This window comes from Candidatus Hydrogenedens sp. (assembly GCA_035378955.1).
Lineage (GTDB): Bacteria > Hydrogenedentota > Hydrogenedentia > Hydrogenedentales > Hydrogenedentaceae > Hydrogenedens.
The window spans coordinates 23,366-46,080 of sequence record DAOSUS010000003.1 but is presented as its reverse complement, the minus strand read 5'-3'; the positions used below and the strand labels follow the sequence as shown (position 1 = coordinate 46,080).

The window sequence follows — 22,715 nt, the reverse complement described above, 5'->3', positions numbered from 1 at the left end:
ATACAATTTGTAGCATATATATTTTATCACAAAGAGAACATGAATGGGAAAATTCTGTATAAAAACAATAAATCGGAGTTGAAAACTCCGATTTATTGTTTTTTTTATATCATTTTGTATTTCATTCTATTATTTGTAAAACTTCTCTACCTTTACCTTGTGCTATTAATGAAACATAATTTTCTAATTCTTTCTGGGTATTTTTATCTGTTAAGTCAATTACCCGTTTTTGTTCTGCGGACATATAAGCGGCTTGACATAATTTGGTTATTTCCAATCCGTATTCAAAGTTTAGAAAAGCATCTTTCCCCTTTTGGAAGGAATTTATAGCATCGCAAATTTCATCTACATACCCATATAAATCAGGTTCATTGGGTTCTACAATCAATAATCCACGACTTGCTGTTGATTTTTCTAACGCTGATTCCGCATCGGCAACTGCTTCTGCAGCAGAATCTCCAATGAAAACTTGTAGCGAAGACATCTGGGAGTTAAACTCAAATGCATATCCGGGACCTAAACCATCCATCATCAATCGCAGCCCTTGTTTATCATACATCCAGGAATTTGTAAATTGCCCTTTTACAATTTGTCCTGTTTTAGGATTTTGGAAAGTTACTATCCCTGTAGCAAAGTCTTCACCGGGTGTTTTGCTATAATCTACTCCTGTTTTCTTTAACAATTCTTTTCTCCATCGAGGCAATCCCCATTTTAGTAGTCCTACCTCTGCAGATACGCTGATAGGTTTCAAATAATTTACAGGTTTCCCCTGGGGAGTTAATACATACCAGCAACAGGCAATGCTGTGACAACCCATATCGCAGAGAACTCCTCCTCCCTGTCTTGTTGGGTCCCAGAACCAGCCTTCATGAGGACCGGAATGCTCTTCGGAGGAACGAGCCAACGCTATGGGTCCCATAACTTCTTCAACAGATGCTAATTGCGATTTCTGACTGCGGATAGCTTTCATGTGAAGTTGATTTTCAAAATAGGCTGTAGGTAATTTTGTTGATTTTGCTATGCTTACCAATTCCATGGCTTCTTTTACGGTTCTTCCCAAAGGTTTTTCACAAATAATCCCCTTAATTTTTGCCCCTCCCTTAACTGCATCCGCAATTTTTTGCATAATCTCTAATCGTGCGAAATTCGGAGCAAATATAGCAACCGCATCTACATTTTCACAAAGGTCTTTAATATTTTTATAAACCTTACAATCTCCAACGCCTAATCGTTTCGATAAAGAGGAAAGTTCACCTACCCCTTTTAGAGCATAAACACCTGCAAGTTCTACCCCACGGACACCTTGTAATGCTTTTGTCTGAAAACGGGCAATAAATCCAGCACCGATAAACCCTAAACGAAAATTAGCCATATCTTTCTCCTTTCTAATTTGTTTTAAGTTGCTTTTGTAAAGTTCATAATAATCATACAATATAAAATAAATGTATGCAAAAAACAATATTTTGAAACTTTTTTGTAAAAATAAATATCCAACATATATCTGTATGTATATTAATTGTTAGAATGTAAAATGTTTGACATTAAACAACCTATCTTGGTAAAATGATGTAACAAAAGTGGGAAATAATTTTATATTTTCGAAAGGAGGTGAAAAAATGACAGATACCGATGCTTTAGTCAGTAAAATTAAGGAAGTTATCGCCAACCGTTTAAGTCGTTCCATAGACGAGGTTACGGATGAGGCGCGTTTTATAGAAGATTTAGGGGCAGACTCCTTGGATTTAACGGAATTATTAATGACTCTTGAAGAGGAATTTAATATCCAGTTAGATGATGATGCCAATCAAATTATTACTGTGGGTGACGCCATTAAATATGTGTTATCCCGGGTAAAATAAATAAACAAAGAATATTTATAATCCCTGTAAATAAATTTTATTTGCAGGGATTTTTTTTCGCATAGGTTTTAAATTGGATATTAGGAAATCAATTTGATAAAATATAGTAACTTTGTATTATCGTTAAAATGAATTTAATCTTATGGAGATAAATATAGAGGGTAAGTGGGAAATCTTATTTTTATCTTGGGCGAGAAGATTAAGATTTAAGCCCAAAAATATTAATTTATTTAAGATGGCAATGACACATACTTCATTATATAGTAAAAAAACAAAAACACATCGTTGTATGTATGAATCTTTGGAATTTTTAGGCGATGCGGTTTTAGGACTGGCTATTGCTGAATATATTTATAATACCAATCCGGGATTATCTCCGGGAGAATCAACCTTAATGCGTTCTTCTATCGTTAGGTCACAATCACTAAGTCAGGTGGCAAAAAATATAAATCTACCGGATATTATTCTTATGAGTAAAGGAGAGGAGAATGCAGGGGGAAGAAATAAAGATTCTATTCTTGAAGATGCAATGGAGGCATTTATCGGAGCTTTTTATTTAGACAAAGGATGGAACTCAACAAAGAAATTTATCTACAAAATTTTTGAAAAATACCTGGAACAAATTTCCCATTTACCTGTCCGTAAAGATTCTAAATCTGAATTGCAAGAATGGTGTCAAAAAAATCAGAGGCCCTTACCGGAATATCGAGTAATAAAAGAAGAAGGTCCTGACCATCAAAAGAAATTTCAGATAGGAATTTTTATAGAGGATAAATTTATTTCTTCAGGGGAGGGTAAAACCAAGAAAAGTGCATCCCAGATTGCTGCTCAAAAGGCATTATCCATCCTTCAAAATATATCATAAGTATGAGATAATATCAAGGTTTGTGAGCAAGTAAAATAAATAAATGTGAATACGGTTAAAACAATAAAATTTAACTAAACGAAAGGAGTAAATGTTATGACAGGATTAGGTTATTTAAAAGTTACAGGCGCAGCCTCTATCCTTGCTTTATTGGTTGTTGCCTACATGATTCAGTATGTTTTGTCAAAATCTCAAGGCAATGAGAAGATGACACGGATTTCTAAAGCCATTCAAGAAGGGGCATTAGCCTTCCTTTTGCGAGAATACCGCTATGTAATGGCTACCGTACTTATTATTGCAGTGCTTATTGCCATCGTAGGTGGAATGCGTCCTGATTTGCCCTTAGGCTGGAAAACTTCTATCGCTTTCATTTTAGGGGCTGTTGCCAGCGCCATGGCAGGTTTCTTGGGTATGTTTATTGCCACGCGTTCCAATGCAAGAACCACAGAAGCCGCTCGCTCAGGTGGAGTAAAAGCAGCCATTGACATTGCTGTAAGTGGCGGTTCTGTGATGGGATTGGGCGTTGTCGGGATTGCAACATTATTGTTAGTTATTGTTTATAAGATTTTTAACGGAGAAGCCCAGATAGTGAATGGATATGCAATGGGTGCTTCTTTAGTAGCTTTATTTGCACGGTCTGGTGGTGGAATTTATACAAAAGGTGCTGATATGGGAGCAGACCTTGTCGGAAAAGTAGAAGCAGGAATTCCTGAAGATGACCCAAGAAATCCTGCTGTGATTGCAGACAATGTAGGTGATAATGTGGGTGATGTGGCTGGGTTAGGTGCTGATTTATTAGAGTCTTATGTAGAATCAATTATTGCAAGTCTTGCTGTAGCTGGAATGATAACGGGTAGTTCTTATGTAATTTCATTCCCCTTCTATGTTGCCGCTATTGGTATTATCGCTTCAATTATTGGTGTATTCTATGTTAAAACATTTACTAAAAGTGACCCCCAGAGTGCCTTGATGTGGGGAACTTATGTAAGTGCTGTTTTAACTATTTTAGGTGTGTTGGGTTATGGGTATTTAAAAGGTGGAACATTTAATTTAGATGGAACCGAGTATAGTTGGTGGGGACCTCCTATGGCTTGCATCTATGGAATCGTTTCCGGGATTATAGTTGGTTTTACCAGCGAATACTTTACCTCTGGAAAATATAAGCCTGTGCAAAAATTGGCGGAAGAAGCACAATCTGGACCTGCTGTTGCTGTTGTAGGTGGCACATCTGTCGGAATGTTTAGCACGGGTATTCCTGTCATTGTTCTTGCTTTATCTGTTATCCTTGCATATAAAGTAGGTGGAATGTATGGTGTGGCTCTTGCTTCTTTAGGTATGCTTGCAACTACAGGAATGGTATTATCTGTAGATGCTTATGGACCCATTGCCGACAATGCAGGTGGTATTGCTGAAATGTCCGGTCTTGACCCCAGTGTTCGGAAAATCACAGATAATTTAGATGCTGTAGGAAATACAACAGCCGCTATCGGAAAAGGTTTTGCTATTGGTAGTGCAGCGTATGCAGCAATCGGTTTGTTAAGTGCCTTTATGTTATCAGCAAAATTAGACCCTTCAAAGGTTTCTTTAATTGACCCCAAAATACTTGCGGGTTGTTTAATAGGCGGAATGGTTCCTTTTGTTTTCTGTTCCATGTTATTTAGTGCTGTGAGTAAAAACGCATATTCCATTATCGCAGAAGTAAGAAGACAGTTTAAGGAAATTCCCGGACTTAAAGAAGGAAAAGAAGATGTTATGCCGGATAGCAAAAAGTGCGTGGATATTGCCACTCAGTCTGCTATTAAAGGAATGATGGTGCCGGGTGTCTTAGCAATTGTAATCCCCGTAGTTATCGGTTTTGGTTTAGGTGCCCCAGCTTTGGCAGGATTCCTTGTTGGTGCAATTACAACAGGGGTTATGCTTGGTATTCAGATGGCAAATAGTGGTGGTGCTATGGATAATGCCAAGAAATATATTGAAGAAGGTCATTTCGGAGGAAAAGGTTCCGAAGCACATAAGGCAGCGGTTGTCGGTGATACTGTCGGTGATCCGTTAAAAGATACAGCCGGACCTTCTATTAATATTTTAATCAAGTTAATGTGCGTAATTGCTTTAGTATTAGCCCCATTATTTGTATAAATTAAATAATTTTTGTATATTAAATAATAAATAAGGCACAGGATAATTTTCCCTGTGCCTTATTTTTTAGTTGGTAATCAATAGGACATAAATTAACAGATTTATACTTTCTTCTCAATTATAAAGGTACAGTACGCAATCCTCTTATCGGAATAAAAGAGCAAGAAAATTGTATTTGAAGCCTTTTTCTTTAGGTTCTTTTCACTTTGTAAACTTTGAGAAAAGTCTTTGCACTTTTTGTGGTAAAAAGAATCTAGCACAGAGGACACAAAGGAAATTTTACACAAAGGACACAGAGGAGGTGATATAAAAAATATGTAAGAGCGAAACATGTTTCGCCCCTACATTGTGAACCCTGTCAAAGCCTATGTGTTCTTTGTGGTAAAAAACTTATCCAATTAAAAATATCAAAAGCGAGGACGCTTTATCTACATTGTTTGATTAAAATAATGCATGATGGGTTTTTTCTATTCGTGTCTATTAATGGGATTCGTGATTATAATTTTTTAACTAAATTAAATTCAGTCTACAAAAAATAATAGTAGTGTATGTCAACTTGTAAGATATTTTCTTTTTTCTTCATCCCTATTTTGGGTTTTCTTCATAGATAAAAAACAATATGTTTTACCTATGTGCTATAGTTGCCCAAATAAACTATTCAGAGGTTCTCTTTACAATTCAATAGGAGATGCGGATATAATTCCTTGTATGCAGGGACGAGGATTATTCTCTACAAATAAATCAAAGCGTTTAGCATCGTTTTGTGTATTCTTTATACAAAGTTTGCAGGAAGAATTTAAGGGGATAGGTCCTTTAAATACATGATAAAAATATAAAGTATTTGAGCTATCAATACTTAAATAATGTAAACATTTCCCAATAGACCACATACCATGAATAATAGGTTTAGGAAGACCTGCTATACGGGCAAATATCGACGAAAGATGTATTAAGTTATAATCGCCAGAAACCCGAGCATAGGAAAAAGCATCTTTTCTTGATACATACCAATGGTGTTCTTCATCATATTTATCATACGATTCAAAAGAAAATTGTTTTTTCCCATTTCCTTCCTCGTCTCTATACTTTTTTGAGAATTTAAGATAGGTGCTATGACATTCCCATATTGGTTCGGAATTAGAATTTATTAGGATTTTTACAGTTATTTCAAGTCCTTTCTTTACTAATCGAGTTAAATCTATATGACAATAGGCTTCCATCTTTTCGTCTTTAGGAATAGGTTTATACAATGTCATATTATTGCTTACATGCAAGAAACCCAAAGGATTTATAAGTATTGAAGGATGAGCAAATAATTGTATTTGCATGGGCATTGTTAAAATAAAAGGATACGATATAGGTAAAAAATCAGAAGAGGGCAAATCGAATAATCTTAAATATTTATCAAATATTTTTGGAGGGACATTTAAATGATTTGCATAAATACGAATGGGGGGAGGAGAAAGCAGATTTTTCAAATCTGACTTTTTTCGCATCAATGATAACATTTTTATGGTTGAATTAAAATTATATAAATTAATAGTTTCCATTGAATACAAAATCCTTATATATTTAATTCATAAACTATAAAATCAATAAATTATATAATATATTTGTTTGTTTTTGCAATTTTAGATTTTTGATTTATATGGAGAGGTTTAAATAAATTTGATTAAGAAAATATGAATATGTCGTTTAATAAGAGAGTATCAAGAATAATTATTGGTCTTTTTTGACTCGTTTCCATTTATAGGGAGGAGTAGCCATTTCTTTGGGATGGAGAACATCATGTCCCATGTATTTCCCAAGGTTGGCATCCATAGGTGCCTGCTTGGCGTCGTCATAAGCTTTTTTCTGTTCATCCGTAAGTTCCGGTAATTCCTGTTCTAATACAGAGCAGGTAAGGAAGATTAACAGTTCGTTAATTTGGGCTTTCCGTTGATTAGACCTGAAAACAACATTCAACACTGGAATATCGCCTAATATCGGCAATTTTTGGGCGGTTACGCTATCGTTCCGTTTTCTTAAACCACCTACAAAGATGGTCTGACCACTGTTAATATGAAGTGTGCTTGTAACCTGTCTCATATCTTCAATAGGAACGCCATTAAATTCACCTACCACAGTACTTTCTTTTCCTTTTATATCAATGATAACATGATTATCATGAGTAACACGCGGAGTTACTTCGAGAACTGTACCTATTTGCTTAAATCGGGTGTTTGTTAAAGCACCTCCTTGACTTGTTTGAGAAAGGTCTATGTAAGGTATTTCTTGAGAGATTGTTATTGTGGCAGGTTTGTTTTCAATGGTGGCTACTACAGGATTAGAAATAAGATGTCCGTTCCGATTTTGAATCTGGGCTTTAATAACACCCTTCCAATCAATTTCATTTGTAAGAATGTTAAATGTAAGACTACCTATAGTATCACCTGTTTTAGATGCTCCACCTAAATCAAGTTGTTGAATATTTCCAATTTTTCTACCTTCCGGCCCATACATTACAAAATCTCTCCAACTCTGACTGTGAACAGATTTTAATAACCAGTCAATACCGGTTTGAGATTCATCTCCTAATGTGGCATCTACAACCATTGTATCAATGAGGACTTGTTTAACAGGGACATCAAGGGTTTGCACGATTTCTTTTACCTGTTCAACTACAACCGGAATATCCGTTACGATAATATTTCTTGCACGAGCATCGGCAGATACATTTCCTGTTTTGGGTGTAAGAATTTTTTGGATAGATTTTGCCAAATCTTCCGGCTCTGCATAGTTTAATTTGATTGTTGTCGTAATTGTTGGAATAACAGGTTTGGCTATATCCAATTCTCTCGCCATTTGTGCCAATCCCTGAATACTTTCTTCAGGTCCAGAGACAATCACAACATTTGTTGTATCATTGGCACTAAGGGTAATAAATTCACGACCTTTAGTACCCTTGGAGATTTCTTCAAGGACTTTTCTTACTTCAGTTGCTTTTGCATTTTCAAGACGGACAACAATAGTGCTTCTATCACTGGATAACGCCTCTTCATAGGGAACAATTCTATAGATATTTTCTTCTTGTATAATTCCAAGTCCATTCATTCGTAGCGCAGCTTCAATGGCTCTTCTAAGAGTTACCTGTTTCAAACTCATGGTAACATTGCCTTTGAGATCTGCTCCCGCAATTACATTTATACCTGCTTTATAGGCTAATAAAGGAACTACTTTGGCTAATGGCATCTGTTCACATTCAAAATCAATAATTGTATCTAAACCTTTAGGCGAAGGTTTTATTTTTATTTCTTCAGGAGCTTCTTGTTTTGGCTTTTCTGCTTCTGCTGGTTTTCCTGTAGATTTCGGTTCTTCAGGAGTTATAGGAACTAATTGTTTATCTGTTCCTTCATTTGTGGATTGAAGTTCTCTTAATTCCCTGGTTATTTCCGCGGTAGCATCTACCGCTTGTTCCGGTGTAGTTTCGCGAGGCATAGGGGGTTGTGCCCCTTCTTCTGCAGGGGTTCCTTGAGGTGCTTGAGGTTGTTCGGTTTGTTGTTCTTTAGGTGGTTCAGAAGGGGTCTGTGGAGTTTCAGATTGAGATTGCGTATTTGTGTTTTCTACAACAGGTGGAGAGGGTGGGGAAGGAGGTTCTACAGGTTCTGCTTCACGGATTTCAATTTTTCGTTCCGGATTCCCAACATTTCCCACAGAAAGGGACTGGGCTCCTGTTGTATCCTGAGCAAAAACTTGTTTTGGTTCTTGTATTACAAATTCAGGTGTTATTTGTTTGGCTAATTTGAGTTCATTTTCTACTCTAAGTTTAGAAATAGAGTTATCTAAAGAGTTGATTTTTTCATCAATATTAGAGGTTTCGGTTTTATGAGGATTATTTATGAGGGATTGTATATCCAAAGCGACTTTGTCAATTTCAGAAGTATAATTTTTTACGGGGTTGAAGATGATAAATAATCCTGTGTCCCCTTTTTGCACATTATATGAGTAATCGGAAGCGATGGAAAAGGTGTATTCTACTTCAGATTTATCGGATTTTGAACAAGCAATATTTATAAAGTCAGGTCTATCTTGTAATATCTGTTCTGTAGGGAGAGAAGTACCTTCAGAACATCCTAATGTAAGTTTAATTTCATTCTTTTCTTTGTTTTCCGATATGAGATAGGACATATTGGAATCATTTTTAATTTGGAAAGTCCATGTTTTTTCCTGCTGTTTCCATATAGAATTTGTTGCATCATCAATAGCAAAAGATGATGAACAAACAATAAAAAGTATAGAGAAAAACAGCAGAAAACCAGAAACAAAATACCCCTTTTTACATGGTGCTGTTATAACAGTTTGATGTAAAGTGGAACAGATATTTTTCCTTTTTTGCATTTTATTGCTCCTTTAATCTTACCGGGAAAATTGTATCTTCGAGTTTAAATACGATTCTTGATGGTTCAATCTTAAATACTTGTATACGGTCTGGAAAGGTATGTCCTTCTGCCACAAGTTTATTATCAATTATGGCTAAAGGTTGATATTCATCCCAGATTATTGCCGAAATCTTTTTACTCAAAACCTGTCCCGGGGTTACTTCTGTGCTTGGAACAGGAGTCTCTGCTTCAAACATTGTTGTCTGTATTACACCAACCAGTGGTGTCATTGGATTTCGAGGGGGGACTATTTCTTGATAGTTAAACTGAACTATTTGAATGGCAGTTAATAAGTTTTCAATGATCTCATCAACATTTTGTTCTAAAGTATCAATTGTCGGTGCAATGGATGTACCTCCGGCAGAGACAGGTGTTGAGGGGGTAGGTGTGGGTGATTTTGCAGGCGTTGGAGCCGGAGCTTGGGTATTGGTCGTTGATGGAGATGATGGTGGTTTTGGTTTTGCCAAAACAAATTGATAAAAAAGAACACCGATAAGTATAACGAGTAACGCACCTGCTATGATTATTTGTCTTCTGTTATCCATAGTTATGACTTCTTCTGTTGTTGGGTTCCAGTATCTTCTTGTTCAACGAATCGGAATGTACTAAGAACAAATTTTGCTTCACAAATCCCTGCTTTTTCAGGGCCAATATCAAGGTCAGAAATTTTTAAATAACGCTGGTCTTTTTCCAATAGATTAATGAAAGCAACAATTTGGTGAAAAGAGCCTTTCGCCACAACCTGATAAGGGATGACCTCTTTTGATGAATCCACAGTAGTTGGTAGAGGAGTGAGTTGGGTCTTTAATCCAAGACTATCGCCCATACTTTCAAATTGTTTCATAAGTTTCGGAACTTCTCTTTTCTCAGGCAATCGTTCATTGAACATTTTCACCAGATTGTCCATTTTCTTTGCTTGATTTTGTAACTTGTCATAGTTTTCTACAGTTTTTTTCGCATCCGAAATCTTTTTTTGCAAATCTTTAATATCATTTTGTATTTGTGCAATCTTATTTTGTTGAGGAATAAAAAGTAACAGATAAGCAACAATAAATAATCCAACAACAACGGCCACAACTAAACCAAAGACTGCCCAATCTTTAATTGTTATTTTGCCACGAAATAAATCAATCATTTTTAACTCCCGGTTTGGCTTCAATTAAATATTCTAATGTGAATTTACGAACAGAAAAACCATTAAACTCTGTATCTTCAATCTTGGGTCTCAATAAAGTAAACTGCTTCACAAAATAGGAGGCTTTTTCAGGGTCTGTTGTATTCTCAATAAGAGGTGATATTTGCCGTTCCCCCTGTTCTCCACTAATTACATAACCAGTAATTTCAAGAATAGGCTTCTTTACACTTTTTTGTTCAAATTGGGGTTCTTTTGTTTTGGGGTCAATTACAGGTTTCCCTGTTTTTTGGTCTATTTTAATAACCTTTTCTCGGAATGTCTGCCAGGTAACACGAATTCTATCATACCAAACATTTTCCGGTGTCAGATTAGCAAGTAAGAAAAGATTTTCAGACCAGATGATACGGTCACTCAAAATTTCCTGAATAACAGCTACCCTTTTTTCTAAATCCTGTTTTTTCTTATCTAACTTCCGGTACTCATTTACAACACCTGAAAGGGTTATAAATTCTCCATCTTCGTTTTTTAATTCCGTAGGAGAATCATATTCTTTTTGAAGGTTACTCTTTTGTGTCACAAGTTGAATAGATTTTTGATGTAGTGATAAGTAGAAAAAAACGATAGAAAGAAGACCTAAAACAAATACCACCATTGCTAAGAAGTATGGTAGTATGGATTTCTTTACAGGTCTAAATTGTTCGGGTAGTAAATTAATTCTTATCATATTTCGGATAATCCTCGTGCTGCTAAGCCAAAGGCAACAGTAAATTTTGCTGAATGTTCTTTAAAAATTTCTAATGATTTTGAATTAGAGAGTAAAACTTCCTGAGACATTAAATCCGCAACTTCAACTGTATCTACATTAAATTCTTCCACCAATGTTTCGCCTATTAAAGGATAACAAGATATACCCCCGCAAAGAATAATCCTTTGCACGGGTTTCTCATAAAGTTGGTGTTCATAGAAGTCAAAAGACCGTCGCACCTCGCTTACCATTCGATTCATGGGTGATACCATAATTTCACGAATGCTTTTGGGTGTAAAACTTACAACTTCCACAGGAGGTCTATCTATATCAAATTCTTCGTCTAAGGGTGCAAGAGGAGAAACAGGTTCTGCTATAATTGCCTCTTCTGCTTCTGCTATCTCGGGTGTGGCAATTTCAACTGCTTCAGGATGGTCAGTTTTAGTTTCTTTGCTTGCGGATATTAACTCTTTTTCTGCTTGTTTATAATCGCATTTTCTTTCTTTTACAATAGCATCAAGAATATCTTTTGCCCCCCACATTAAGTCACGAATGAATACAGATTTCATATTACACACAAAATGGATACTTGAAGAAGAATAACCAATATCAAATATAGCAATGCTTTCCTCCGGATGTAATAAGTGACACCGTTCTATTGCATTATATACCGCAATGGAATCAATATCGAATACAGAACAGGCAATATCACATGCCTGAAAGATGCGAAGGCGACTATTTATAGCATCATTCTTTGCTGCTACAAGAAGTATCTGCACTTTGGATTCTTCTGATTCTTGTGCTATTACATCCCAGGATAGAAGTACTTCGTTCAAATCGAATGGAATATGTTGAGAAGATTCCCTCTGGACAGCACTTGCTATGGTCTCATTTTGTTTCAATGTAATTTTAGGATAACGAACAACGGCAGTATTTCCGGGCAATGCAGAAACAATATAACTTTGTTTAGGAGTTAATCCTGTAAGTGCTACAAGTAAAGCATCTGTATTTGCTTTGATTGGATCTGCGACAGCCAATTCATTATCTATTTCTGCATAACCTGCTTCTTCTATATATATTTTTCTTCCTTGTTTAGATATTTGTAATGTTTTAACAGAGTGGGCTCCCAGGTCTATGCCTATTACTTTTTTAGGTCTTGAAAATGATAGCACCTTTTTTGTCCTTATTTTTTATCATTATGTTTAATAATGTCAATCATTATATTTATTATATTTCATTATGTCAAATCAGTCTTTTTTATAAGACTAATAATTTACTAATTCATTTATTGTTATTAATAATATCATATTGAAAATCATTTGTCAAGAATAAACTTCAAAAATTTTTTAATTTTTTTTGTAAAAAAATCCCGCGTGTGTCGTCGGACTTTTTGGAAACGTTGTGAACCTAATTTTTATAAGTGGGTGTTCTCACGATAGCCATCCGACTTCCTTTACTATGAAGGCCTGTCGTAGACTACTCGAATTTTGCTCTCGGCTTTGAACTCCCTAAAATTAGTTTTAAGGAACCACGTTTCGCAGTCCATCTCGAGCACCGCAGGAATATGAAAACTTTTTCGAGTATATTTTATCAATTATTAACTTACATTAAATTAATAATGTTTATATAATAACATGAAATTATATATTTTTCATAATCTTATTGAGTTTGTGTAATAAAATTATTGAATTAAACAAGTTGATAATTGAAAGATATTTTTGATATACTTTTATTCCCGTTACATTTCCAATAGTTTTACAAATTAATAAGTATGTCTATTTTCTTTTTATTAAGAGGAGAACATTGGTGAAAACATTTATACCGAAAATAAATGAAATCGAAAAGAAATGGTATTTAATTGATGCTGAAGGTAAAGTATTAGGTAGAGTAGCCGCAGAGGCTGCAAAAATATTGCGGGGCAAGCATAAATCCATTTTTACCCCCTTTATGGATTGTGGTGACCATGTAATTATTATCAATGCCGAAAAGGCAATTCTTACGGGAAATAAAACAGAGCAAAAGAAGTATTACAGGCACTCAGGTTATAAAGGTGGATTAAGGGAATTTACCTACGAGCAAATCATAGCAAAACATCCCACGCGTGCTATGGAATTGGCTGTTTGGGGAATGCTTCCCCATAACCGTTTAGGAAGGAAAATTGTAAAGCACTTAAAAGTTTACGCTGGTAATGAACATAAACATCATGCACAAAACCCGGAAATCTGGGAAATTAAAGATTAAGACAGGAGGATAACAGAACCGTGATAGACCCAAATACAAAAGAAATTGTAACGACAGGTAGAAGAAAACGCGCAGTTGCCCGTGTTCGTATCAAACCCGGTAGTGGAAAATTTACTGTAAACGGAAAACCGGTAGAACAATATTTAGCACGAGAAGTTTTAGTTCGTATTGCAAAACGAGCCCTCGTAGTTACAGGTACGGAAGGGATGTATGATATTCGTGCTCTTTGTGATGGTGGCGGATTAGCAGGTCAGGCAGGAGCATTACGACATGGTATTGCGCGTGCTTTATTAGAGGCAAACGAAAATTTACGTACAACGCTAAGGAATTATGGCTTATTAACCCGTGACCCGAGAGAAGTCGAACGGAAAAAATACGGGAAACCGGGTGCCCGAAAACGTTTCCAATTTTCAAAACGCTAATATTCCAATTATTTTTTATCTTTTCAAAAAGGGCGAAATGAAAACTTTCGCCCTTTTTTATTTTGTTTGTTAATGTTTTATTTGAGATCTCTGAATAAAGGTTTAATTTTTTAATTATTGTAATACAGAGGGAGTTTCGAGGGAAAATGAAACGAAAGAGAGCGGGAGTGGTATTAATAATATCGGTAAGGAATAGCGAGATAATGAAATTTAATAAGAGGAGAATATCCCATGCAAGGACAAGAGCCACAGATGAGTTTTGCGGAGTATGAGTTATCCTTACAGAGGTCAACTCGAATGGGGCAATTTTTAGAGCAGATGGGGAAATTGGTTCCCTGGGAAGAGATAGAGCGGAAGTGTATCGAGGTAGGGGTGTATAAGCCGAACCGGGGAGAACAAGGGCGTCCCTCGTATCCGTGTCGAGTATTAGTAGGTAGTTTGTTTTTACAGTCGTGGTATGGATTATCGGACCCGCAGACGGAGGAATTGATTTTGGCTCTACCGATATACCGAACTTTTTTGGGGATAGGGGTAGGAGGGGCAGTACCTGATGAGACGACGCTATGTAAGTTTCGGAATAAGATGATAAGCCAGGGGTTAATGGAGTGGGTATTTGAATTGGTTCGGAGGAAGATGGAGGAGCGAGGTTTAATGGTTCGAGGGGGAGAGATAAAGATCGTAGATGCGACGATAGTCTCGACCGCGAAGCCGAAGAAGAAGGAGGTAGAAGGAGAAGCGGGAATATGATAAGGAAGCGGGATATACGAAGAAACGGGAACAGATATATTATGGATATAATTTACACATATTAACAGATAAGCAAGGCTTGGTCAAGCGAATAAGTACGAGTTCGGCATCGGTGCATGATAGTCAGAAAATGGAGGAATTGGTGGAAGGGGTAGAGGTAGAGGAATTGTATGGAGATAGTGGTTATATGTCGAAGGAGCGGGAGGAGTGGTGTAAGGAGCGGGGTATAAAGTATCGGGTAATACGGAGGCGGGTGCGGGGAGAAGGTGATCTACCAGAAGCGATAAGGAAAGAAAATAAGGAGATAGCGAAGGTGCGTGGGGTGGTGGAATTGCCCTTTGCGATATTAAAGAGATGGATGGGGTATCGGGGATGTCGGTTTCGGGGCTTAGAAAAAAACGGGGCGTATCACTTTTTATTGATGGCGATGTATAATTTGAAGCGGTGGTATGGGATGATAAAGCGGGGTTTGCAGGAGGCGTATGCCTAAAGGAATAAAAATAGATAAAAAAGAGGAAAAAAGGACAAAAAATCAATAAGAAAAAACTCAATTATTGGTTATAGAAAAGATATTTTCCTTTCCCAAAGCGATTTTTCCATTCCAAAAACGGTATAATTATTTTGTAGATTAATCCCAAACCTAAAAATCCTATTTGTTCAGAGGTCTCACTTCTTTTGGAGGAACAGGAAAAACAACTACGGAATTATTAAATATAGACACATTTCTAAATGCAGGATGGGACTTCGATAATGTATGGCATTTCCCCTCCAAGACGCAGAGCTATCCCCAGTTAAAAGATACACCACTAATTCAATTTATTAATATTCCACGACTTATAGATTTAACCCAAACCGAAGCGAATAATGCCTTAACAGAAGCAGGATTGAGTAGAGGCACTGTATCAGTCCAATGTAATACGGCATACTCAGCAGGAGTGGTATTTGCTCAAACTCCTGAAGAGAGCCACCTTGTTGCAGAAACATATCCCGTGGATATATCTGTTTCATCAGGACCTTGTCCTACAAATGTTCCTAATGTAGTTGAGTTTACCATAGAGCAAGCAGAAGTAATACTTGCCAATGCAAATCTGTTAATAGGTAATGTCAATTATCAGTGTTCCAATCTGTATGATGAAGGGATTGTTTTAGCACAAAATCCAATAGCAGGAACTCAAGTCCCTGAAGGGTCTTCTGTGGATATTACAGTTTCTCAGGGACCCTGTATGACCACTGTGCCTTATACTATCGGATTACCACAGGTAGAGGCGGAAGTATTAATAAATGCAAGTGAATTAACTGTTACTATTGTGGTTGAATGTAATGATGAGATAGAGGCAGGTATCGTTTTCGGGCAAGAACCATCTGCAGGGACACAAGTGATGACAGGTACTGAGGTTACCATATATGTGTCAAGTGGTCCATGTGTTGAAGGAATAACCGAAGGCGAAGGTGTCCCTGAAGGTATTTTAGAAGGCGAAGGGATTATTGAAGGAGAAGGGATAGAAGAAGGGATTGTGGAAGGCGAAGGTGTTCCCGAAGGTATTTTAGAAGGAGAAGGAATAATCGAAGGAGAAGGGATACATGAAGGAACCATGGAAGGCGAAGGTATTGCAGAAGGGATAGAAGAAGGCGAAGGTATAATTGAAGGTGAAGTTATAACAGAGCATTCAGCAGATATAGATGGCGATGGGAAGATTAATTTGAGCGAACTTCTTCGAGTTATTCAATTCTTCAATATACGAGGTTATCATTGTGAAGAAGGGACTGAAGATGGTTATGCTCCGGGTTTAGATGGAGACCATACCTGTCGTCCACATGCGTCCGATTACAATCCACAAGATTGGCAGATTGACCTTGGAGAATTATTACGATTAATCCAGATATTTAACATTGGACATTATTACATTTGTCCAGGTATGAGTGAAGATGGTTTTTGTTTCTAGTATTTATAAGAAATTTTAATTGAATGTATAAACACCTACATCGGAAATTAATTTTTCTGTTTCTTTCATTTCACCAGATAAAGGTTTTTGAATGTATTTTATCTTAATTGGCAGTTGGGGTATTTGACTTACGACTTCTACATTTAAATCAGAATGAGTGGCTGTGATATTTAGAACCCAATTTCTATACTTTATATTTTTTACAGTAAGATTGTTAATATGAGATGGTAATTTAGGATTTATTTCAAGTTTATCCGCTTTTAGAATAATCCCCATAAAACCGTAGACAAAAATAGAGGGCAAAAGACTGCTTTCAAAAAATTCGCAATCAATTCCCAGTCCACCCGGTGTATTACAGCCTTGCAAAGTTGTTCCTTGTTTTCCCTCTTCATAGTATTTTCTGTATCCACCGGCACTACGAACTTCTTTTTCCCATTCTACAATTTCTTTGAGCCGTTGCCATGCATTATCGGGACCTAAAACATGCAATCTTGCCCATAAATCGTAGAATGAAAAACCCAATACAGCCCCGCCATCTTGGACCTGTCCGCCCCATGGGATTTTTTCAGGTCCTGTCCAACAAAAGACATACCAATCAATATTTCGTAAGGTAGTTGCACGAGGACCAAAACGCCAGTGATAAATATCCGCACCTTTTGAAGTGTCCGATTCAATAATTCGTTCTCCATTCAACCATTTTAAGATTTCGGATGCTTGTTCATTAGAAGCGGTTCCATACCAGATACAGTCGAGATTTAAGAAAGTAAAACCGTAATCATGTTTATCTCCATTACGGTCAATACATGCAACAAACCGTTTTTTATATGTATCCCAGAACAAGGATTGTGCTTTTTCGCGTACTTTTTGAGCATGTTCTTGAAGTTCTTTGGGATCAATGGCAAGAGCACCACGAGGGATATTCCATTCCGGGTGTTTCAAAATAACCTCTTCTATTTCTGCCATGGCAAGGAGTGATGCATAATACTGGTTGGTAGCATAACAATCATAACCGCCAAAAGGGAGTAAATCCCAGTAATTATTTCCAATCCCGTGCCCAATATTAAATTCTTTCCCCTTTTCAGTGATTTTGTAGCCGGGGATACCGTCATGCCCTACCCATGGGTTGACAATACAAAGGTTCGTATCGCCACCTAATTCTTTCCGTTGATATTGAAGTGCCATTCGCATCTTATTTATTACCTGCCGTAAAAAATCTATGTCGCCTGTCCAATTGAAATAGTATTTACATGCGAGAATGTAAATAGGATTATTTATAGTTTGGCGAGTATCAAACAAAGAGAAAAAAGAATCAATCAAAAAGAAACCCGAACATTTTTCTGGGGCTAAACAAATGCGTATCTGGTCAACAGTTCCGTTCCATAGTGGATGCTTGTAAACAGGTATATGAGAATGTGACCAGTCAGGGGGGGATAGTGCAGTGTTCTGATAATAAAAATAAAATCTTCTTTCAGGAGAAAAATCGCTATCCCCAACCCTTTTCCATTCTATATAAGGGAGTAAATGACTTTGGGATTGTATTTCTCTTTTCCATCGTAACTGGAAAAAAGGTATGTCTTTAGCACTTAAATTAAGATTAGGAATAGAAGTTATTATTGAAGGACCCTCCCCCGTAGTTTCTAATTTCCACTTATTCTCAATGATACCATGTGAGATTAAATTTTGGAGTTCCCATTGTTTAATGGCATTCTCACCGCAGGTAGAATCATTTTTAGCATGTCGGAGATTATCACCAACCCAACCCGGAACCTGTTCCAGAGGTTGAAAGTGCCAACCTATTCCTTTATCCTTTTGCCCGTAGGTTTGTGTCCATAAGGGAAAGGGCCAACCAGCATCATGTGCATGGGAAAAATGCTGATGTGTGTCAATGTAGCCTTCATCATCTATTCGGATAGATAAAAGGTCTTCTCTGTGAACCTCCTGTATAGTTTTATTCCTATGAGGTTCTATAAAATCGTTTACCCATGTATCTGCACAGAGTAAGTATTCTTTATTAAAAAGAGTAGGTCCATTTCCAAGTCTCTTAAAAAGGTGATACCATAAATATTCCGTCATTACTGTTCCTACTTCTTTATCGTCTGGAATTTCAAAACGGGTGAAATTTTCAGGCAATAAGTAATCTTCCGAAAATGAATTCAAAAGGATTGAGAGAAAAGCAATAGGTAATAATATATATTGTTTCTTTACCATTATTTATACCCTTTATTTAGTTAAATTTAAGTTGTTGACAAATGCCAATATTTGGTAAATTTTGGGATAATATATGAATGTGATATATTGTATTAATAAAATCGTATTTTGTTTTATTTCGTAACGGGTTAACAATAGCAAATTCTATACAGGATAATAAAATATGAAAATTACAGTAATAGGAACGGGCTATCAAGGCTTGGTTGTAGGTACTTGTTTTGCTGAAAGTGGGCATATAGTAACCTGTGTTGATTGGGATAAAGAAAGGATTTCATTACTAAAACAAGGAGAAATCCCTATATATGAACCGGGATTAAGTGAACTGGTTTCGCGAAATATTGAAGAAGAACGGCTTTTTTTCACAGATTCTTTACAGGAAGCCGTTCAAAACTGTCTTCTTGTATTTTTATGTATGGACCCTGTGCTTTCATATTCGACAGTAGATGATATTATTAAACCTGTTTTAGATGTAGTAAAAATAGTTGCACGGGTTATGACAGGATATAGAATAATTGTAAATAAGATGACCTTACCCCCCGGGACAGCTGATAAAATTAAGGAAACATTAAAGGAGAATACACCGCATCCATTTGATATTGTGGTTAATCCTGACTTTTTAAAACAAGGAACGGCTGTGGATGATTTTCTTCGTCCTGACCGTGTAGTTGTGGGATGTGAGGATGTTCGGGTGCAGGAAATTATGAAAGAAATATACAGTCCTTTCTTGCGAACGGGTAGACCATTGTTATTAATGAGTTTGCGTAGTGCGGAATTGAGTAAATATGCAACCGCAGTGATGCTGGCTGGACGAATATCTATTATTAATCAGATAGCGGATTTATGCGAAGTTTGGGGAGCCAATATCAGTGAAGTCCGAGAAGCCGTTGGGGCGGATAGCCGTATAGGACAAACATTCTTATTCCCCGGTATCGGTTATGGTGGCATTTGGTTACCCCGAGATTTGGACTTATGTATGCTATTTGCCAAAGAAAAAGGAATATCCTACTATCTTTTTGATGCTATCCAGAAGGTAAATAAAGAGCGGTGTGAAAAGTTCTTATCTATGATACTGGAACATTATAAAGGGGATTTAAATGGAAAAACACTTGCAATTTGGGGGGCTTCATTTAAGGCAAGAACTGACGATATTCGGGAAGCCCCTTCGATTTTTATTATAGAGGAATTGCTAAAGAAAAAAGCAATATTGAGGGTTTTTGACCCTCTGGCAGGACCTAAACTACGAGAACGATTTGGTACTCAAATTGAAATCGCACCAAAACAATATCCTCCTTTAGAAGGGGCAGAAGGACTTTTAGTTCTGACAGAATGGAATGAATTTCGTCGTCCAGATTATGAACGCATGGCTCAATTAATGAAAGAAAAGGTGATATTTGATGGAAGAAACCTTTATACACCTAAAACAATGGCTTCTTATGGCTTCCGTTATTACAGTATTGGTAGACCTCCTGTAGGATAAATAAATTATGGCTAATAAATTAAATTCTTTATTTGTAGGGCGAAAGAGTAGGGTTTTTACGGTAGATATATCTCCCCGAGAAGCAATGAAATATGCTGCGGGTATATATGAAACCAATCCGCTTTTTTATGATGACCGTGTTCATCCTTTATTGGTACATCCGATGTATGCGGTAGCGTTAACATGGAAAATTTCATCTCGATTTGACGAATATTGGGATACTGCAGGGTTTCCTCTGGATGTACTGGAAAGACAGGTTCATTATCTTGAAGAACTTCGCTGGTCTCAACCCCTCTATGCAGGTGAAACTTTGCAAATACAGGGGGAAGTAAAAGCCATTGTCCCTCATTTGTCCGGAACTTTGTTCTGGATAGATTACACCGCGAAGAATAGAAAAGATGAGATTGTCTTTGTTGAAGGATTAGGTGCTTTGTTAAGGGATATTCCATGTGAAGATGAAGGTAAAGGGAAAGAATTGTTTTTTAGAAATGTAAAAATTGATAGACAAAATGAAAAAACTTTATGGGAAGAAAATATTGTTATCCAGCCAATGGACCCTCTTATATATGATGCATGTAGTGATATTCATTTTCCCATTCATACTTCGTGGGCTTTCTCTCAAAAAGTCGGATTGTCAGCTCCTGTATATCAAGGAACAGCAACCTTATCCCAATCTGTGCGAAAAATATTTGAACATGGTTTTAATCCAGCTCAATCAAGGATTGAATATTTATATGCTCGCTTTTCGTCCTTTGTTTATGGTGGTGATGTATTAACAATAAGAGTTTTTAAAGATGAAAGTAATATAAATAATAATAAATTGTGTTTTGAAATAAAGACACCGAGGAATGATTATGCCATAAAAAACGGCGTAATTATTTTCGGAGGGTAGTATTTAAAAAAACAAAACAATTATTTTAGGAGGATAAAGATAAATGAACAGTGAGGATAGGAAATTACTCTGGCATAGCGTAGAATACTGGGCAAGTGTAAAGCCAGATAGTGATGCAGTTATCTTTGAAGATGTTCATCTCACATGGAAACAGATGAAAGAAAAGATGGATTTACTTGCTGAGGCTTTCGTATCTCTGGGTGTAGAAAAAGGAGACCGTGTCGCTTTATTATCTATGGCATGTCCAGAATTTATAACATCTTTTATGGCAGCGTCAAAAGTAGGTGCTATATGGCAGGGTATTTCTCCAAAATTTTCAAGAGATGAAATTTATTATTTTCTTTCCGACTCTCAGCCCAAAGTTCTTTTGGCTTTAGACCATTATATGAATATTGATTTACTTGAAATGATACTTGACTTTAAAGAAAAATTCCCATTTTTACATGAAGTCGTTATCATTGGCGACCCCAGAGGAAGTGGACTTATAGAATATAACGAATTTTTATGTAGAGGAAATGAAAAATCAAAAAAACTTTTAGAAAAAAGAATTCCAGAAGTAAATGAAAATGATGAAGTTTTGTTAATGTATACTTCCGGTTCTACGGGTAAGCCCAAGGGTGTATTACATACACATCGAGCAGTAATGTGTAGTGCAAAAGTAGAAAGCCAATATATGTTTTGGGATTCGGATAGCCGTATTTTACTTCATTTCCCTATAAATCATGTAGCTGCAGATGTAGAGATGGGCTATACAGCCATATATAGCGGTGCAACTATTGTGTTAATGGACCGTTTTTTACCAGAGGGTTCTCTTATAGAAATAGAAAAACATCGAATTACTCATCTGGGACAGGTCCCGGCGATGTATTTAATGCAGATGAGTACATCCAAATTCCGTTCGATGGATTGGAGTTCATTGAAGGTTATGGTTTGGGGTGCGTATGCAGCGAATGAACGAATGGTAAGGACACTGTCGGAATTAGCCAAAAAGTATAATTTCTTATTACTGACGGGATATGGTTCAACAGAAGTTTGTGGTTTTACTACCTTTGCCAGTCCTAATGACCCAGTGGAACTTTTATTTAGTTCTACGGGGCGTATTGTTCCTCCGTATGAAGTAAAGATTGTGGATGAAGAACGAAAAGAAGTCCCTAAAGGAAGAATCGGAGAGATTGCTTTTCGGGGTCCCGTAGTTATGAAGGAATATTTAAATAATCCCATCGCAACTTCTGTGGTAAAAGATAACAATGGATGGTTATATACTTCCGATTTAGGTTGGGTAGACGAACAGGGATATTTATTTGTTTGTGGACGCAAGTCTGAAATGTATAAGACAGGAGGCGAGAATGTTTTCCCGAAGGAAATTGAGGATGTTCTGGAAATGCATCCATCTGTATTAATGACGGCTGTGATTGGTGTTCCGGATAGTCTTTACGGGGAGGTGGGACATGCCTTCATTGTTCCAAAACCAGGTGCAGTCATTAAGGAAAATGAACTAAGGGATTATTGTAGAAGACATCTGGCAGGATTTAAAGTACCAAGACGGTTTGATGTTCGTCCCGTTTTACCTATGTTAGCAAATGGCAAGATTGATAAGATGACACTTCGGCAATGGATTGCCTCGTAA

General features: G+C 36.7%; 18 protein-coding genes, 1 other RNA gene and 1 pseudogene. 11 read left to right on the top strand and 9 right to left on the bottom strand.

Features of this window, described 5'->3' with window-relative positions:
• Window positions 1–121 precede the first annotated feature (121 nt).
• Window positions 122–1,372 (bottom strand): Gfo/Idh/MocA family oxidoreductase, encoded by a 1,251-nt coding sequence (locus PLA12_01215; protein ID HOQ31109.1) that lies wholly within the window; start codon window positions 1,370–1,372, stop codon window positions 122–124.
• A 244-nt stretch (window positions 1,373–1,616) separates the two neighbouring features.
• Here PLA12_01215 and acpP point away from each other — a divergent pair, with 244 nt between their 5' ends.
• The 3 genes from acpP to PLA12_01200 all read left to right on the top strand — a co-directional run bounded on the left by acpP (window position 1,617) and on the right by PLA12_01200 (window position 4,860).
• Window positions 1,617–1,859, top strand: a complete 243-nt coding sequence (acpP, locus tag PLA12_01210) for an acyl carrier protein (protein ID HOQ31108.1) — start codon at window positions 1,617–1,619, stop codon at window positions 1,857–1,859.
• A gap of 142 nt (window positions 1,860–2,001) precedes the next feature.
• Entirely contained in the window at window positions 2,002–2,724 is a 723-nt protein-coding gene (rnc, locus tag PLA12_01205) for a ribonuclease III (protein HOQ31107.1), read from the top strand.
• A gap of 96 nt (window positions 2,725–2,820) precedes the next feature.
• Window positions 2,821–4,860 (top strand): sodium-translocating pyrophosphatase, encoded by a 2,040-nt coding sequence (locus tag PLA12_01200; protein ID HOQ31106.1) that lies wholly within the window; start codon window positions 2,821–2,823, stop codon window positions 4,858–4,860.
• Window positions 4,861–5,531: 671 nt separating this feature from the next.
• On the opposite strand, the gene PLA12_01195 is transcribed toward PLA12_01200, so the two are convergent.
• The 7 genes from PLA12_01195 to ssrS all read right to left on the bottom strand — a co-directional run bounded on the left by PLA12_01195 (window position 5,532) and on the right by ssrS (window position 12,724).
• Window positions 5,532–6,410, bottom strand: coding sequence for a MaoC/PaaZ C-terminal domain-containing protein (locus PLA12_01195; protein ID HOQ31105.1), 879 nt, complete (start codon window positions 6,408–6,410; stop codon window positions 5,532–5,534).
• A 169-nt stretch (window positions 6,411–6,579) separates the two neighbouring features.
• Window positions 6,580–9,237, bottom strand: coding sequence for a secretin N-terminal domain-containing protein (locus PLA12_01190; protein ID HOQ31104.1), 2,658 nt, complete (start codon window positions 9,235–9,237; stop codon window positions 6,580–6,582).
• Window position 9,238: 1 nt separating this feature from the next.
• A complete protein-coding gene (locus tag PLA12_01185; GenBank protein ID HOQ31103.1) occupies window positions 9,239–9,823 on the bottom strand; it encodes a hypothetical protein in 585 nt (194 codons plus the stop codon).
• 2 nt (window positions 9,824–9,825) lie between these two features.
• Window positions 9,826–10,413, bottom strand: coding sequence for a type 4a pilus biogenesis protein PilO (gene pilO / locus PLA12_01180; protein HOQ31102.1), 588 nt, complete (start codon window positions 10,411–10,413; stop codon window positions 9,826–9,828).
• A complete protein-coding gene (locus tag PLA12_01175; GenBank protein ID HOQ31101.1) occupies window positions 10,406–11,137 on the bottom strand; it encodes a hypothetical protein in 732 nt (243 codons plus the stop codon). Before PLA12_01175 ends, pilO begins: the two co-directional genes overlap by 8 nt.
• Window positions 11,134–12,330, bottom strand: coding sequence for a pilus assembly protein PilM (gene pilM, locus PLA12_01170; protein HOQ31100.1), 1,197 nt, complete (start codon window positions 12,328–12,330; stop codon window positions 11,134–11,136). Before pilM ends, PLA12_01175 begins: the two co-directional genes overlap by 4 nt.
• A gap of 190 nt (window positions 12,331–12,520) precedes the next feature.
• Window positions 12,521–12,724: non-coding RNA, 6S RNA (ssrS, locus tag PLA12_01165), on the bottom strand.
• Between the two features lie 237 nt (window positions 12,725–12,961).
• Between ssrS and rplM the strand changes: the two genes are divergently transcribed.
• From rplM to PLA12_01140, 5 genes and pseudogenes are all read left to right on the top strand, one after another.
• Complete coding sequence (rplM, locus tag PLA12_01160) at window positions 12,962–13,399, top strand: 50S ribosomal protein L13 (protein ID HOQ31099.1); 438 nt, start codon at window positions 12,962–12,964, stop codon at window positions 13,397–13,399.
• Between the two features lie 20 nt (window positions 13,400–13,419).
• Window positions 13,420–13,821 (top strand): 30S ribosomal protein S9, encoded by a 402-nt coding sequence (gene rpsI / locus PLA12_01155; GenBank protein ID HOQ31098.1) that lies wholly within the window; start codon window positions 13,420–13,422, stop codon window positions 13,819–13,821.
• A gap of 231 nt (window positions 13,822–14,052) precedes the next feature.
• A complete protein-coding gene (locus PLA12_01150; protein ID HOQ31097.1) occupies window positions 14,053–14,568 on the top strand; it encodes a transposase in 516 nt (171 codons plus the stop codon).
• Between the two features lie 13 nt (window positions 14,569–14,581).
• Window positions 14,582–15,058 (top strand): annotated as a pseudogene (locus PLA12_01145) (transposase).
• Window positions 15,059–15,221: 163 nt separating this feature from the next.
• On the top strand, window positions 15,222–16,511 hold the full coding sequence (locus tag PLA12_01140; protein ID HOQ31096.1) for a PASTA domain-containing protein: 1,290 nt from the start codon (window positions 15,222–15,224) through the stop codon (window positions 16,509–16,511).
• Between the two features lie 15 nt (window positions 16,512–16,526).
• Here the strand turns inward: PLA12_01140 and PLA12_01135 are convergent, their stop codons facing one another.
• Complete coding sequence (locus PLA12_01135; GenBank protein ID HOQ31095.1) at window positions 16,527–18,719, bottom strand: glycosyl hydrolase family 65 protein; 2,193 nt, start codon at window positions 18,717–18,719, stop codon at window positions 16,527–16,529.
• A gap of 163 nt (window positions 18,720–18,882) precedes the next feature.
• Here PLA12_01135 and PLA12_01130 point away from each other — a divergent pair, with 163 nt between their 5' ends.
• From PLA12_01130 to PLA12_01120, 3 genes are read left to right on the top strand one after another with little or no spacing between them, the layout of a single operon-like run.
• A complete protein-coding gene (locus PLA12_01130; GenBank protein ID HOQ31094.1) occupies window positions 18,883–20,196 on the top strand; it encodes a UDP-glucose/GDP-mannose dehydrogenase family protein in 1,314 nt (437 codons plus the stop codon).
• Between the two features lie 7 nt (window positions 20,197–20,203).
• Window positions 20,204–21,088: a MaoC/PaaZ C-terminal domain-containing protein gene (locus PLA12_01125; protein HOQ31093.1), complete on the top strand. Its 885-nt coding sequence runs from the start codon at window positions 20,204–20,206 to the stop codon at window positions 21,086–21,088.
• Window positions 21,089–21,131: 43 nt separating this feature from the next.
• Complete coding sequence (locus PLA12_01120; GenBank protein HOQ31092.1) at window positions 21,132–22,715, top strand: class I adenylate-forming enzyme family protein; 1,584 nt, start codon at window positions 21,132–21,134, stop codon at window positions 22,713–22,715.